The following is a 15383-nucleotide window of genomic DNA, read 5'->3' as shown; positions in this document are numbered from 1 at the left end:
CGTACGGTCACCGGCTCGGGCTCTCGCGATGCCGGTAGAAGTCGGCGGGCTCGGCCGCGAGCGGGGTGTTGCCCAGGATCAGGTCGGCGGACTTCTCCGCCACCATCATGACCGGCGCGTAGATGTTGCCGTTCGTCACGTAGGGCATGACCGAGGCGTCCACGACGCGGATTCCTTCGAGACCGTGGATCCTCATGGACAGCGGATCGACGACGGCCAGGTCGTCGACACCCATCCTGGCCGTGCACGAGGGATGCAGCGCGGTCTCGCCGTCCTTGGCGACCCAGTCCAGGATCTCCTCATCCGTCTGGACCTCCGGGCCGGGCGACAGCTCCCCGTCGTTGAACTCGTCCATGGCCTTCTGGGTCAGGATGTCGCGAGCCACCCGGACGGCCTCCACCCACTCCCTGCGGTCCTGGGCGGTGGACAGGTAGTTGAACCGCAGCGCCGGATGGACCCAGGGATCCGTACTCTTGATCTTCACCGAACCGCGCGCGTCGGAGTACATCGGCCCGATGTGCACCTGGTAGCCGTGCCCGCCCGCGGGCGCGGAGCCGTCGTAGCGCACGGCGATGGGCAGGAAGTGGAACATCAGGTTCGGATAGTCGACGTCGTCGTTGCCGCGGGTGAAGCCGCCGGCCTCGAAATGGTTGGTCGCTCCGGGCCCGGAGCGCAGGAACAGCCACCGCGCGCCGACCCACGGCCGGTTGCGCCACTTCATCGCGGGCTGCACCGACACCGGCTGCTTACAGCCGTACTGGATGTAGACCTCAAGGTGGTCCTGCAGGTTCTCCCCGACCCCCGGCAGGTCGTACACGACGTCGACGCCGAGGGCGCCCAGCTCCGCGGCGTTGCCCACCCCGGAGAGCTGGAGCAGCTGCGGCGAATTGATCGAACCGCCGCAGAGGATGACCTCGCCCGCGCGGACCGTCCGGCCGTTGTACTCCACACCGACGGCGCGTTTTCCTTCGAAGAGGATTTTCGTGACGAACGCCCTCGTCTTGATGTCGAGATTGGGACGCCTTTTCACCGGGTGCAGGTAGGCCCGGGCGGCGGACCATCGGCGCCCCCGGCGAATATTGCGGTCGAAACGAGCGAATCCCTCCTGGCGATATCCGTTGACGTCGTCGGTCAGCGGATATCCGGCCTCCTGCACCGCCTCGAAGAAGGCCGCGAACAGCGGATTGCGCACGGGCCCGCGTTCGAGCACGAGGGGTCCGTCGTGCCCTCGCATGGGGTCGTCCCGATCCGCGGCGAGACAGTTCTCCATCCGCTTGAAGTACGGCAGGCAGTGGGCGAAGTCCCAGGTCTCCATGCCGGGGTCGGCGCCCCAGCGCTCGTAGTCCAGGGGGTTGCCCCGCTGGAAGATCATCCCATTGATGCTGCTGGAGCCGCCCAGCACCTTTCCCCGGGCGTGGTAGATCCGGCGGCCGTTCATGTGCGGCTCGGGCTCGGACTCGTACTTCCAGTCGTAGAAGCGGCTGCCGATGGGGAAGGGCAGCGCGGCCGGCATGTGAATGAAGACGTCCCACGGGTAATCCGGGCGACCGGCCTCCAACACCAGCACCCGGTTGGAGGGATCGGCGGACAGCCGGTTCGCGAGAGCGCTTCCGGCCGATCCACCCCCGACGACGACGAAGTCGTACATATCTGCCTCGTCTCGCTCAAGCAGGATCACGTGGCGTCATCGTAGCGAATTACGCAATGTGTTGTGCTATTCGCAACTAAGATTGTTGTATACGATGGACGCTCGTTCCTCATAACGCTTACAGTCCCGCTATGGGCAACGATTCCCCCGGTGGTCGCACCGACAGCAGCGGCGGGGTCCAGTCCGTCGACCGGGCCATCAGCATTCTGGAAATCCTTTCCCAGCGCCGCGAGGCGGGGGTGAGCGAGATCGCCCTGGAGATCGCGGTCCACAAGTCGACCGCCTTCCGGCTCCTCGGCGCCCTGGAGTCGCGGGGCCTGGTCGAGCAGGCCGAGGACCGCGGGAAGTACCGGCTCGGCTTCGGGATCGTCCGCCTGGCGGGCGGCGTGGCCGCCCGGATGGACCTCACCCAGCAGGGCCGTCCCGTCTTCCGGCGTCTCGCCGAGGAGATCGGCGAGACGGTGAACCTCGCCGTCCTCCGATCCCACTACGCGGTGAATCTCGACCAGGTGCGCGGACCGGCGGCGGTCACCACGCAGAACTGGGTCGGGCAGCTCACCCCGCTGCACGCCACGTCGAGCGGGAAGATCCTGCTGGCCCACCTCGACGACCGGCACCGGACGCGGCTTCTCGACGCCGCGGGCTTCGAGACGTACACCCCGAACACGATCACCTCCCTCCCCGTTCTGGAGGAGCAGCTCAAGGAGGCCCGCCGCAAGGGCTACGCGGTCACCGTCGAGGAGTTCGAGATCGGGCTGAACGCCGTCGCCGCGCCCGTCCGCTCCTACGAGGGCGAGGTCGTCGCCGCGGTCAGCGCCTCCGGCCCCGCCTACCGCTTCAGCGAGGAGCGGCTGCACGAGCTCGCCCCGGTGCTGATCGCGGGGGCCGAGGACATCAGCCACCGCCTGGGACACACCGGCTGAGTCTTACGTCGTCCCCAGCTTCTCCAGCACCCAGTCGTGGAACGCCCCGATGTGATGCTCGCTCGGCACCAGGACCCCGCCCCCGGCGTAGGCCCGGGAGTTCATCGCCGGCTGGCATCTCTCGCACGCGTCGAAGTCCTGCACGTTGACCCGGTGGAAGAGCTCGACGGACGGGCCCAGATCCTTGCCGCCCTCCACGACGTCCTTGCGGAACAGCCAGTCGCACTCGACGATCGTCCGGTCGACGGCCAGGGGGAACATCCGGTGGATGATCACATGGTCGGGCACCAGGTTGATGAACACCTGCGGCTTGATGGTGATCGCGTAGTAGCGACGGTCCTGGTCCTCGCTGACCCCCTGGATGCGGTCCACGCCCTCGGACCCGTCGACCGTGAACCCCCGGATGTCCTCGCCGAACTCCGCGCCGTGCCCCACGAAGGACTGCGCCGCGTAGCCGTCGGCGAACTCGGGGAGCACCTCGGTGAGCTCGGGGTGGATGGTCGCGCAGTGGTAGCACTCCATGAAGTTCTCGACGATGAGCTTCCAGTTCGCCTTCACGTCGTAGACGATCCTGCGTCCCACTCCGAGGTTGTCGATGTCGTAGTTCTTGATCAGTTCTCCGTCGCCCAGCCGGGTCACCACCTCGCCGGCCACGTCCGCCTCGAACGACGGCGGCTCGTCGGCCAGGCACACCCACACGTAGCCCAGCCACTCCCGCACGTGGACGTTCACCAGCCCGAACTCGACCCGGTCGAGGTCGGGCATCTTGGTGAGGTTCGGAGCGGCGATCAGCCTGCCTTCGAGGTCGTAGGCCCAGGCGTGATAGGGGCACCGGAACGCCCGCTTCACCTCGCCGGACTCCTCGGTGCAGATCCGGGCCCCCCGGTGGCGGCACACGTTGAGGAAGGCGCGGATCGAACCGTCCCCGGCCCGGGTGACGAGGACGCTCTCCCGTCCCACCTGGACCGTCCTGAAGGCGCCGGGTTTCCCCAGGTCGGAGGCGCGGGCGACGCAGAACCACATTGACTCGAAGATCCGCGCCTGCTCCGAGGCGAAGACGCTCTCGTCGGTGTAGTGGCTGCCGGGAAGGGTGGAGATCACGCTGGGAGGCAGGGTTCGCGTGCTCACAGTTCGCTCCTCACGGTGGAGTCCGTACGATTCGGGACGGTGTCGAGCCGGTGGGCCTCACCTCGTGGAAGGGCTGCCGGCGGGCACACCGGGATCATCGTCACTAACCCCAAGTTTCGGAAGACGGAACGATAAGCGCTATACGCAACAGCGTGAACCTGGAGAACTCCGATGTCAAGAGTCCGCAGACAGGCGCAAAAGCGCCCATGGCCGCCCATCCGTTTCTCTGGCCCGTAGCCACCGGTGCGTGCCGCGACCGGGCAGAAACTCACCTGGGCGCGTGCCCACATGAACGGGTTCCCGGACGAGCCGGGCAGGAAAACGGCAGAGGATCCTGTTCGCACAGAACACCGACGGTCACCATCGGATTCGTGCCGGAGCCGTTTACCAGACAGCCCCGTCGTAGCTTCGGGAGCACCGGGCTGACTAAAGATCCGTGAGCGGTTCGGCCGACGGGTGATCCCGGCCGCCGACCGTTGCAGGCGGCGGAAAATAGGGCAGAAGAAGATGATATGCCGGTGCTATTCTTCCGGGGCCGACCGCGGGACTCCGGTGCGACTTCCGGGACCCGCCTTTGAAGCGATGATTCGCAGTTCGTGCCCCCATTCCCCGGTCGGCCTCCTATGTCAACCCGGAGACGGCGATCAATACTCACATCGAGACCAGCGCGGATCTGATAGCCGCCGACGACGTCCTGCTGTTCGTGAACGCGGCGATCACCTCCACCGGCCAGCGTGAGTTCCACTCCGGCGCGGGCGAGCAGAGCCTCTCGCTGGACTTCCTGCATCGCTACCTGCTGGGCAACTACCGCGACCTGTACGCGGCCACCCTCGCCCTGGACGTCAACGACCACAACGCCGTACTGATCGCCCGGAACCTGCTGGCCACGACCGCGGAGGCGGACCCGGACCAGCGTCACGCCGAGGGGCGCCTGATCGCCCGGCGGCTGGCCCTGCTGCCACCGCCTCGGGTGTACGGCCTGTTTCGCGAACTGCGCCGCGCCAAGGTCAACAACCGGCGCACCAGAGCGATTATGCGTGACTGGCTGGCCGCGCGTCCCGACCTCGCGTTCGACGCGGTGAAGTACCGCGGCGCCGTCAAGGACGCCGTCCGCCATGCCCACCTGAGGCCGGGTGGAGAGCTGGGGCCGTTCCTGTTCACCCCGCACCGACCGGCCGCCTACACCACACCGATCCTGGAGACCTGGCGGCGGGCCCACTACGAGCAGGCCGCGCTGTACAAGTTGCCCTACACGGTGGCGGAGGGGTTCGCGGCGAAGCACCGCATCGCACGCGCTGCCTTCCTGGAGCGCATCGCGCCCCGGCTCACCCGGCTGGAGCGCCTGCGCCTGCAGGAGTCGGCGCGCGGTCTGGGGGCCGATGCGGTGCGGGCAGACCTGGCCACGATGCCGCTGACCCGGTTGGCGTCATACGTACTCGCTCTCTCACCGGACGATCGCGTGCACCGCCGCGCCGAACTGACGGCGGCGCTGCGCACGGCCGCTCGCCGCAGCGCGGGCGATCAGGCCGGGCGCTGGGGCGCGGTGGTCGCCGTCCTCGACGACAGCTTCTCCGCGTACGGCTCGGGGCACAAGCGCCGCCGTCCGCTCGCCGTCGCGCTCGCCTGCCATTTCCTTCTGGAGGCGCTGGCCTCCGAGTACACGCCGCTGTGGCTTTCGGGCCGATCGGACGCACTGCTCGCCCGGCCGTACGGGGCGACGCCGCTCGGCGAACGCATCCTCGACGGCCTCGACCTCCGACCCGAGCGCCTTCTCATCGTCTCCGACGGATGGGACAACTCACCGCCGGGGCTCGCGGGAGAGGTGCTGCGGATCTGGCGCACCCGGCTCGACCCCCACCACACCTGCGGCATCGTGCACCTCAACCCGGTGTATGACGCCGCCGACTTCGATGTACGGCGGCTGGCGCCCACCGTCCCGACCGCCGGGATCCGCGACGCCGAAAACCTGGTCGCCTTGGTGGAGCTGGCTCAGTTCGCAGAGGGGCGCACCGGGCTCTTCGAGCTGCGTGCCCACCTGGCACGCCGCATCGAGGAGTTCCTACGGGAGGACGCATGACGGACCTCGCTCTCACCGGGCTGAGCACTCGCCCTGCGCAGGCATGGGGCGGCGTACGGCTCGTCCCGCTGATCCGCGAGAAGCCGATCGAGGACCTGCGACTGGACGCCCGGCTCTACGACGCGGAGTTCGGCGTTGTAGAGGTGGACTCGCGGACCGTGTACTCCTCCTACATCCCTCACGGGTTCGTGGCGAGCTGGACGCGCGACGCCACTCCCGCCGCGGCGTACGGAACCCAGCTGCGGGGGCCGGCGGAGCGTGACCGCACGCCCAGCCGGATGCCGCTGCGGTTCCACCGCCGTATGGCTCGCCGCGCCGACAAGAATCGGCTGCGGTTCCTGCCCTTGCACCTGGCTCTTGAGGGGTACCTGGCGCTGCACTTCGGCGGGCCGGAGATCGCGTGGGAGGAATGGTCACGCCGCGCGATCGACCGCGGGCTTTCCCCCCGCGTCGAGGAGGCGTACGCCGGCGCCACGGTCAGAGGCCTGCAGGACGCCCTTCGCGTCTTCGAGATTCACCCCGGCCAGTGCGGCGTCCTGGTTTACGCCGCGGACACGCTCGCCGCCGCGTTCGTGGTGCCGCACCCTGATGACTACCGTGCCCTGCACTCCACCCTCATCCACGACCTGTACGGCGAGTTGATCTACCACTACGCGATGCTCAGCATGCCGGTGTCCGATTTCCGCGCCCGCATCGTGGACGCGACGGTGCGGTCGCTCGCCGATCTGCGCGCGCAGGCCCGTCGGCAGCAAGAGGAGTGGGCGGCCTTCCACGACCAGGTCATGGCGGGCGGGCTGCTGGGCACCGGCTACACATATCAGCGCGTCTACGAGATGGGCGACTATTGCCTGTCCCGCTTCCTGCCACCCTTCGAACGGCAGCGTGAGAACCACATCGGCGAGCTCATCACCGACAGCGCCGGCCGGCTCGCGTACCTCAAAACGTTCCGTCTGTCGGAGAACCAAATTCGACGCGGTCATCTGTTGACCCAGCTCGCCGCCAACGGTTGGAACCTCACCTACACCGCCGCCACGCTCAGCGTGACCGAGCATGAACTCGGCCTGCGCATCGACGCCGCGGGCTTCGGCCACCTCCTTCGCCAAGACGTCCTTGATCACTATCGCGCCCAGGTCCGCCGCAGTCGTCGGTGACCAACCTGGAGGTGATTCCCGCGGAGCTCGCTGAACGCCTCCCACGAAAGCCGAGGGTCGCCTACCGGGAGTGCGCCCGAACCACGCCGCGATCGCCGCCACGGCGGGTTCGCCGTCAAGGCGCCGTGGCGGCGAACCCGCCGAGCGCTTCTTCCGGGCTGCCACTTCCACCTCGGCGCAAGCGGCTTCCAGAGCCAAGCAAGCACTTGCGCAGAAATTGCAGTAAAAGAAACAACGCAACATAGTCGATACATTTCATGGAACAGACGAAACCTTGCAGACATCTGTGCGTCATTTTAAGGTGTGGATACCCCCCCGGGCACCACCGGTCTGTGCGTCTCTGACCGCGAAGCGTCCGGCTCTTCGTAAAATGAAGGGTCAGTCGATGAAGAAGTCCGGCAGGCTCAAGGCCTGGACGATCGCCACGGTCGTGGTGCTGACAGCGGGAGGGCTCGCCGGGTCGCCGGCCACCTCCGCCTCAGCCGCCGCGCGAGCCGACTCCCCGTTCGACTTCGCAGGGCGCGGTGCCACCGTGCCCTTCGTCGAGATCGAAGCCGAGGACGCCGTCACCTCAGGCCAGGTGATCGGCCCCGACAGGATCTACGGCCGCCTCCCCTCCGAGGCCTCGGGCCGCCGGGCGGTGACGCTCGACTCCTCGGGCGAGTACGTGGAGTTCACGCTCACCAGGCCGGCCAACGGGATGTCCCTGCGCTACAGCGTGCCGGACAACGCCTCGGGAACCGGCCAGACCACCACCGCCGACCTGCGGGTCAACGGGGCACACCTGAAGGACCTGTCCCTCACCTCGAAGTACGGCTGGTACTACGGCGGCTACCCGTTCAACAACAACCCCGGCGACACCAACCCCCACCACTTCTACGACGAGACGCGGACCCTGTTCGGGTCCACGCTCGCCGCGGGCGCCAAGGTCCGCGTCCAGTCCACCGGCGGCATCCCGATCACCGTCGACCTGGCCGACTTCGAGGTCGTCCCCGGCCCGATCACCCGGCCCGCGGGCTCGCTGTCGGTCGACGACTTCGGCGCCGTCAAGAACAGCACCGGCGTCGACAACACCGCCGCCTTCCAGGCCGCGGTCAACGCCGGCAAGGCCCAGGCCAAGGAGGTCTGGATCCCCGAGGGCACCTACAACCTCTACGACCACGTGGTCGTCGACGGGGTGACCCTGCGCGGAGCAGGCCCCTGGTACAGCGTGCTCGGCGGACGCCACCCCACCCAGCGCAACAGGGCCGTCGGCGTCTACGGCAAGTACGTCCAGGGCGGCGGCTACGGCGGTGAGATCCGTTCCCACGAGGCGGGCGGCCCGAGCCGCAACGTCACGCTCAAGGACTTCGCCATCATCGGCGAGGTCATGGAGCGTGAGGACAACGACCAGGTCAACGCTCTGGGCGGCGCGATGACCGACTCGGTCGTGGACAACCTGTGGCTGCAGCACACCAAGGTCGGGGCCTGGATGGACGGCCCGATGGACAACTTCACCATCAAGAACAGCCGCATCCTCGACCAGACCGCCGACGGCGTGAACTTCCACACGGGCGTCACCAACTCGACCGTGGCGAACACCTTCGTCCGCAACACCGGTGACGACGGCCTGGCCATGTGGCCCGAACGGGTGCCGAACGTGAACAACAAGTTCACCTTCAACACCGTCGGCGTCACGCTGCTGGCCAACAACATCGTCACGTACGGCGGCAGGAACATCCAGATCACCGACAACGTGGTGGCCGACACCGTCAGCAACGGCGGCGGCATCCACATCGCCAACCGCTACCCCGGCGTCAACTCCGGCCAGGGCACCGCGGTCGCCGGCACCCACACCGTCGCCCGCAACACCCTGCTCCGGGCCGGCAACAACGACTTCAACTGGCACTTCGGCGTCGGCGCCATCTGGTTCAGCGGGCTCAACGAGCCGGTCAACGCCACCATCAACGTCACCGACACCGACATCCTGGACAGCTCCTACGCCGCCATCCACGTCATCGAGGGCAGCACGAGCACGGTCAACTTCAACAACGTCAACATCGACGGCACCGGCACCTACATGATCCAGGCGCAGTCGGGCGCGAACATGACGTTCAACAACGTCAAGGCCGCCCACCTGGGCGCGGGCGTCGCCATCCACAACTGCGTCGGCGCGAGCTTCACGCCCGTCGTCGGCACCGGCAACACCGGCTGGAGCCCCACCTCCACGACCTGCACCGGCACCTGGCCGGCGCCGAACTACATCTACCCCGGCGGCGGTGGCAGCACGGGCGGCCTGTCCGGCTCCCCCGGCAGCCTGTCCTTCCCCGCGCTCCAGGTCGGCGGGACCAGCCAGGCGCAGTCCGTCACCATCACGAACGGAGCCACCACGGCGGCCCCGATCAGCTCGGTGACCGCCACCGGCGACTACACCCAGACCAACAACTGCGGCAGTTCCCTCGCCGCGGGCGCGACCTGTACGGTCAACGTCACCTTCAGGCCGACCGCGACGGGCACCCGTACCGGCACGCTCACCCTCGCCAGCAGCGCCCCCGGCGGCCCGGTGACCGTCGGCCTCACCGGCAGCGGCACCAACGGCGTCGCCCTCACCGCCTCTCCCGGCAGCCTGTCCTTCGGGGCACGCCAGAGCGGCACGACCAGCCCGGCGCAGGCCGTGACGGTCACCAACAACGGCACCGGGTCCGCGACGCTCGGCACGGTCGCCACCACCGGCGACTACGCGCAGACCAGGACCTGCGGCACCACCCTCGCCGCCGGAGCCTCCTGCACCGTCAACGTCACCTTCACCCCCACCGCGACGGGCACCCGCACAGGCACCCTGAGCGTCGCGAGCAACGACCCGAACGGGCCCCTGACCGTGGCCCTCACCGGCACCGGCGGCTCGGCGCCCGTCACCAACCTGGCGCAGGGCAGGCCGACCACGGAGACCGGCCACTCCCAGACGTACGGCTCGGGCAACGTCGTGGACGGCAACGCGAGCACCTACTGGGAGTCGGCCAACAACGCCTTCCCGCAGTCGGTCACGGTCGACCTCGGCTCGTCCGCGAGCGTCGGCCGGATCGTCCTCAAGCTGCCCCCGGCCGCCGCCTGGGCCACCCGCACCCAGACGCTCACCGTCCTGGGCAGCACCGACGGGAACACCTTCACCAACGTCGTCGGCTCGGCGACCTACACCTTCAACCCCGCCACCGGCAACACGGCCACCATCACCTTCCCGGCCACCAGCAGGCGTCACCTGCGCCTGACCTTCACCGCCAACAGCGGCTGGCCCGCCGGCCAGCTCTCCGAGTTCGAGGTCTACTCCTCGTGACCTCCCGAGCCCCGGAGGAGGCGGGTCCGCCGCCTCCGGAGCTTTCTCATCGCCTCGCCGCGAACAGTGCTTCCAAGACGGCCGGCACAACCCCGACTTCCAGGATCGCTTCGTGTCCGTGGTCCTGCCCGCCGGTGCCCTCCAGGTCGAAGGCCACCAGAGGAGCGGTAGTCCAGTGCGTGTGCATGACGTCTCCGCGGCGGGTTTCCTCAGGCGGGCAGGTCCCAGGACGGTCCGCCTGGTTCACCCAGCCAGACGTATTGGCTTTTCTGGGTGACCGTGAGCCCGAACGCCGACTGGTGCGGCGACCCGGCGCCCCGCCAGGTCAGGAGGGCGTCCTCGACCGCGTCCCACAGACGTAGGGGGCCGTGCTGGTGAACCGTCCATCCGCCGACGGGGTTCGGCCTGACGTCGGCTTGCGATCCGGTCCCCGTGTCGGACAGCATGCGGGTTTCCTCCGCCCAACTGTGCTGCGCCTGGGGGGCGGCGAGCTGGGCGACGAAAAGCGCCGTGTCGTCCTGCAGGATCGCCGGGTCAATCCTGCTCTCACTCATCGCCCCACGGCCCATCACCAGGGGTGGCCGCGGCGGCGGAAGGTGCGGCCGGGCGGTCATGAAATACACGTCGTCGTTGACGAAGCGTCCGCTCGCGGAGCCGTCCTCAGCGACCTGGAGATGCGCGAACGCGACGCCGTCCAACCACCCCCGCGTGGGGGCAGTGATCGTTCCCCCTGCGCGGACCTGCCACAGCCACGCGAGCGGGATCGTGCGTACCGCGCAGGTGGCGATGAGGCGATCGTATGGGGCCGCGTCGTCGTACCCGAGGAGCCCGTCACCGTGGACGAGGATGGGCGCGTATCCGGCCTGGGCGATGGCGGCCTTCGCCCGAGCCGCGACCACCGGGTCGTATTCGATGGACGTCACGGCCTTGTCGCCGAGCCGGTGACACATCAACGAGGTGGAGTAACCGGTGCCGGTGCCGATCTCCAGCACCGTGTCGCCTTCACCGATCCCGGCCGTTTCGAGCATCCGCACGACCAGGCCGGGGAAGGTCGACGACGATGTGGGCCGCAAGATCGTCACCGGCCCGGTCGCGTCTTCGGCCATGACCCCGTCGATCTGGGTCACCCACGTCTCGTCGGTGTAGGCGAGTGCCAACCAGTCTTCGGCGCTCAGCTCGGGCCGGCGTATGGGAACCCAGCCGCGGCCGGGTTCCTGCCGGTAGACGGCGTCACCCAGAAACAGCTCGCGGGGCACCGCTTCCAACGCGTGCCGCCAGCCAGGAGAGCTGATCTTCTCCGCCAGAGCAAGGCGGAGTTGCGCGGCCGTATCGCTGTCGCTCATGGCTATCACCTTTCCAGGAGTACGTCAGCGAAGGCGTCAGCCATCGCCAACAAGTCGGGGAGACGCCTGGAGTTGAGCGATTTGCAGTCAGCGCGGAAGTTCGCCGCTGGGCGATGCGACGATGTCTGTCCAGCCGAACCGGCCCGCGATCCGCCCCATCAGCTCGTCGAAGGCGATCTTCCACCTGACAATGTCTACGCTGTCACCTGCCGCCACTGCACGATCTTTGGTTGCCCTCAAAAACACCTGATGATCACACATTGGCCGTTTTCATATCATCTCTATAAATAGATCAAAAAGTGCCACTGGAGCGTTAAAATCCAGGCATAGGCCAAGCCGTCCAGGGGGCACCCATGCGCAAATCCGTGACGGTTTTATCCGCTTTGATTTTCTGCACGACTATGACTTCTTGCTCCGTCACGGTAACGGTTCATGTCACAGGCCCGCTCGAGTCAGTTGATCTACGTGAGCTCTGCATCCGATCCCCCAACCCCAGCGACGATAGCGCAAGGCAGTGCTACCCCATGCGCGGAAACCTCTTGGCAAACCTCAGCGCGATCAAGCCAGGCGATCTCATCACGCTGAGGGTCCAAGACGGGATCATCACCTCGGCCGAGAAGGTGGGCCCTCCAACTCGCTAGGCGGTTTGTACGTAGGTATTAGTGACAGCCCAGAGTTCTCGACGATCTGGTTCAGAAGCAAAAAAGGAAGCCTGAAGTAGGTGGGTCCGAAAAATACAAAAACGCGCCCAGTCCCATTTTCGAGACCAGACGCGTCCGAACCTGGCGCCACGAGCTTTGAAAACCGGCAGTTCTGACGACCTGCTACATCGGCTACACAGCCTGTTCACCGCGCGAACATCTCGGACTCCTACGTGCACGACGCCGGCATCGGGCCACGTCGTGGCCGAGCCTGTCATGCAACGCCTGCATCCTCTTGCAGAGGTGGCTGACCTCGACGGTGAAGCCCTGGTTCCGCCGGCGCAATGGTGGTGGAGTTGTCAGCGTTCGCAGGCTACGCCATCGCTGTCGCGGTCCTCGTACCAGTCGTATTCGATGTCTATGCCTTGTCGATAGCCCTCATAACCGTGCGCGTTCGCCTCCCGGCAGGTGCCGAAGCGAGGGTCGGGCGCGGGCTTTGGTGATGATGTCGCCTGCTCGGGTACCGGTGATGAAGCCGACGGCTCCGGCCGCTTGGTTTCCCCGACCGGCGGCGGTGGTTGCACCGCTGCGCTCCGGGTCGGTCGAGGCACCAGGGATCGGCCCAGCATCAGCGTGATCGCGGTATCAGCAGTGATCTTCTCCCCGGGCAGATGGGACACACCGACCACGATCAACTTCGATTCGTCAATCACCGCTCCGCCGTTCACCGCCTTCATGGTGATGCCGCGCACGCCCAGCTCCTGCAGCTGCTTTCGGGCGCTTGCACCGTCAAGGCCACTCAGGTGGGGCATCCTCGTCCCTGTGCTCGTGGTCGTGGTCGTGACCGTGATCTCCGGGGCAGGGGGCGGGGCCGTCATCGGCTGCACACTCGGAAGCCCGACCCCCGTGGGGGTGACGATGCCGGGTGCCGAAGAGCGCTGCAAAGCGACGCGGTCGCTCGCCACCGGGGCAGGATCAATGCGCTGGAACGGGGCGATCAGCACCGCGACCGTCAGTAGCCCCAGCAGTCCGACCCGAATCACCTTGCGTCCCAGTTGCGTGTGCGCCGGGCCGAGGTAAATCCGCTTGATCACCCGGAGCCAAGCAGGATCTCTTTCCACAACCCACAGCTGCCAGCCGACCGGCGGAGGCGGCCAAGAGGGGTCCGGCTGCCAACCGGGCGGTGGGGTCCAACCGGGCGGTGGGGTCGGCCAGGTAGGCGGGGGGTTGTAGCGGAGGGCCATGGGTGCCTTCACTGAGAGGCGATATCGGGCTGAAACCGGATAGCCACGATAGAAGGAAGATCTCCCTACTGTCACGAAGGTGTTGATCTGACATGTGCCGTCATCGGCGTCAACCTCCAGGAGGGGCGCCGCGTGCCTGATTGCGGCTCGCGTCCCGGATCGGTAACCGTGAATGGCTGATCACACAGGAAAACGCCACACCACCTACGAGGCGAGGTTTATCGCTCCCAGATACCTCTTCGGACGATACTCATCGACAAAACCTGCCAAGCGTACGGGGACGTGCAGGAAGGCGTGTCGTTCGGCGGGTCAGTCACCATGGGGGCCGGTGACAGCCGTAAAGGCATCATCGTCTTCGAGGTGCCCCAGGCTGCGAAGATCAGCAAGTTTCAGTTCGCGCTGAACAGCGGATTCGCCGACCAAAAGGGCGAGTGGCTCACGCAAACTGCGGGATAGCGGAGTCTCCTGATGTCTGTCCTAAGACATCAGGTATCCATCAAACCGGGCCAACTCCAACGGATATACAGGCCCAAGCCCTTTGTGAGGGCCTTCGAGCGCAGACCGCAAGACGGGCCGCTGACCTGTATATCCGTTGTTTTCTCCGCCGTTGCCACCGAGACCCCCACATGATCATGTGGTCATCCATGGTTCTTCCGGCTTACCTCGTCCCCCCACGTCCGGCTCGTTTGACGGGCACGACGCCGGTACGCCTGCCCTGACCCGTTCGCCTGAGATCACGCGCCATAGATCGGGTCGACATGCCGGTAGTCGTCCACGGCCCGCTGGGTGAACACCTCGTTGCGCAACAGCGCTCCCACGCCGTCGATGTGCCACATGTCGCCCCATATCCGGGCGGTCCGCTGGATGTGGGCGGTGCGCGGGATTCGCTCGTCCTGGTAGGCGTGCAGCGCCTTGTCCACGGAGACGGCGTCAGGGACGGCGTCCGTCAGGTGCCGGTCCAGCGAGCCGGCGAGCGACACTCCGTCCTCGATCGCCTGGCAGGCGCCCTGGGCGAGATACTGCAGCATCGGATGGGCGGCGTCGCCGAGCAGGACCGTACGGCCGGTCAGCCAGTTGTCCAGCGGTTCACGGTCGTACATCGGCCAGCGATTGGTGCGCCACAGGGACGGGATCGCCATGCGGACGGACTCGCACGTGACCGAGAACGCCGCGTCGAGTTCGTCCGGGTTGCCCCAGTCGGGGTCACCGGCGGCGAACCCCGGGCTGCGAAACACCGCGACCTGGTTGAACAGCCGCCCGGAACGCAGCGGGTACTGCACCAGGTGCAGTCCGGGGCCGAACCAGACGACGACCTCGGAGAGCGAGACCGGGCCGGTGACCTCGTCCAGCGGGACCGCGCCACGGTAGGCCACGTAGCCCGAGTCGATCGGTTCGTCGTCCGACAGCCGCCCACGCGAGCCCGACCGCAGGCCGTCGGCCGCCACGGCCAGCACACCGGTGTGGTGCGATCCGTCCGCGCAGGTGACGGTCACCCCGCCGGGCTCCGTGGTGACCGTGTCGACCTGCTTACCGTTCTCCAGGGCGACGCCCTGGGCACGGCAGGCCTCGACGAGGATCCTGAGCAGGTCACTACGGTGCATGACCACGTAGGGGCCCCCGTAACGGCGGCGGAACCCCTCTCCAAGGTCAAGGTGGGTGAGCCGCTCCCCGGTGAGCGCGTCGTTGAAGACCAGGCGCTCGGGCAGGACGCCGACCTCGACGCACGCGTCGAGCACGCCCAGCCGGTCCAGCAGCCGGGTGGCGTTCGGCGCCAGTTGCAGGCCCGCGCCGATCTCGGCGAACTCGGGCGCGCGCTCCAGCACGCGCACCGCGCGTCCCGACCGGGCGATGGCCAGGGCGGCGGTGAGCCCTCCGATACCGCCGCCGATGACCAGGATCTCTCCGTCGCTCACGGAAT

At 67.4% G+C, this 15383-nt stretch carries 11 protein-coding genes; 5 read left to right on the top strand and 6 right to left on the bottom strand.

The genetic code is table 11. The annotated features are described in order from the left end of the window. Positions 1-7 precede the first annotated feature (7 nt). Entirely contained in the window at positions 8-1678 is a 1671-nt protein-coding gene (gene betA, locus J2853_RS43655) for a choline dehydrogenase (RefSeq protein WP_307567648.1), read from the bottom strand. Between the two features lie 101 nt (positions 1679-1779). Here betA and J2853_RS43650 point away from each other — a divergent pair, with 101 nt between their 5' ends. After that, on the top strand, positions 1780-2571 hold the full coding sequence (locus J2853_RS43650; RefSeq protein ID WP_307567646.1) for an IclR family transcriptional regulator: 792 nt from the start codon (positions 1780-1782) through the stop codon (positions 2569-2571). Positions 2572-2574: 3 nt separating this feature from the next. Here J2853_RS43650 and J2853_RS43645 read toward each other — a convergent pair whose 3' ends face one another. Next, positions 2575-3699: an aromatic ring-hydroxylating oxygenase subunit alpha gene (locus tag J2853_RS43645; RefSeq protein WP_307567644.1), complete on the bottom strand. Its 1125-nt coding sequence runs from the start codon at positions 3697-3699 to the stop codon at positions 2575-2577. A 703-nt stretch (positions 3700-4402) separates the two neighbouring features. Between J2853_RS43645 and J2853_RS43640 the strand changes: the two genes are divergently transcribed. The 3 genes from J2853_RS43640 to J2853_RS43630 all read left to right on the top strand — a co-directional run bounded on the left by J2853_RS43640 (position 4403) and on the right by J2853_RS43630 (position 10237). Then, positions 4403-5776 carry a hypothetical protein gene (locus J2853_RS43640; RefSeq protein WP_307567643.1) on the top strand — a complete coding sequence of 458 codons (1374 nt, stop codon included), beginning with the start codon at positions 4403-4405 and terminating at the stop codon, positions 5774-5776. Then, positions 5773-6927, top strand: coding sequence for an ARPP-2 domain-containing protein (locus J2853_RS43635; protein ID WP_307567641.1), 1155 nt, complete (start codon positions 5773-5775; stop codon positions 6925-6927). Before J2853_RS43640 ends, J2853_RS43635 begins: the two co-directional genes overlap by 4 nt. Before the next feature lie 385 nt (positions 6928-7312). Next, on the top strand, positions 7313-10237 hold the full coding sequence (locus J2853_RS43630; RefSeq protein ID WP_307567640.1) for a choice-of-anchor D domain-containing protein: 2925 nt from the start codon (positions 7313-7315) through the stop codon (positions 10235-10237). 209 nt (positions 10238-10446) lie between these two features. On the opposite strand, the gene tgmC is transcribed toward J2853_RS43630, so the two are convergent. From tgmC to J2853_RS43615, 3 genes are all read right to left on the bottom strand, one after another. Continuing rightward, positions 10447-11580: an ATP-grasp peptide maturase system methyltransferase gene (gene tgmC, locus J2853_RS43625; RefSeq protein ID WP_307567639.1), complete on the bottom strand. Its 1134-nt coding sequence runs from the start codon at positions 11578-11580 to the stop codon at positions 10447-10449. Between the two features lie 87 nt (positions 11581-11667). After that, positions 11668-11841 carry a hypothetical protein gene (locus tag J2853_RS43620; RefSeq protein ID WP_307567637.1) on the bottom strand — a complete coding sequence of 58 codons (174 nt, stop codon included), beginning with the start codon at positions 11839-11841 and terminating at the stop codon, positions 11668-11670. A 739-nt stretch (positions 11842-12580) separates the two neighbouring features. Beyond that, positions 12581-13315: an excalibur calcium-binding domain-containing protein gene (locus J2853_RS43615; RefSeq protein WP_307567635.1), complete on the bottom strand. Its 735-nt coding sequence runs from the start codon at positions 13313-13315 to the stop codon at positions 12581-12583. 432 nt (positions 13316-13747) lie between these two features. Here J2853_RS43615 and J2853_RS43610 point away from each other — a divergent pair, with 432 nt between their 5' ends. After that, positions 13748-13921 carry a hypothetical protein gene (locus J2853_RS43610; protein WP_307567633.1) on the top strand — a complete coding sequence of 58 codons (174 nt, stop codon included), beginning with the start codon at positions 13748-13750 and terminating at the stop codon, positions 13919-13921. Positions 13922-14199: 278 nt separating this feature from the next. Here the strand turns inward: J2853_RS43610 and J2853_RS43605 are convergent, their stop codons facing one another. Beyond that, positions 14200-15378, bottom strand: coding sequence for an FAD-dependent monooxygenase (locus tag J2853_RS43605; RefSeq protein WP_307567631.1), 1179 nt, complete (start codon positions 15376-15378; stop codon positions 14200-14202). Positions 15379-15383 lie beyond the last annotated feature (5 nt).

It is taken from the genome of Streptosporangium lutulentum (assembly GCF_030811455.1).
In the GTDB taxonomy this organism is placed as follows: Bacteria; Actinomycetota; Actinomycetes; order Streptosporangiales; family Streptosporangiaceae; genus Streptosporangium; species Streptosporangium lutulentum.
This window is presented reverse-complemented; position numbering and strand designations above follow the sequence as displayed.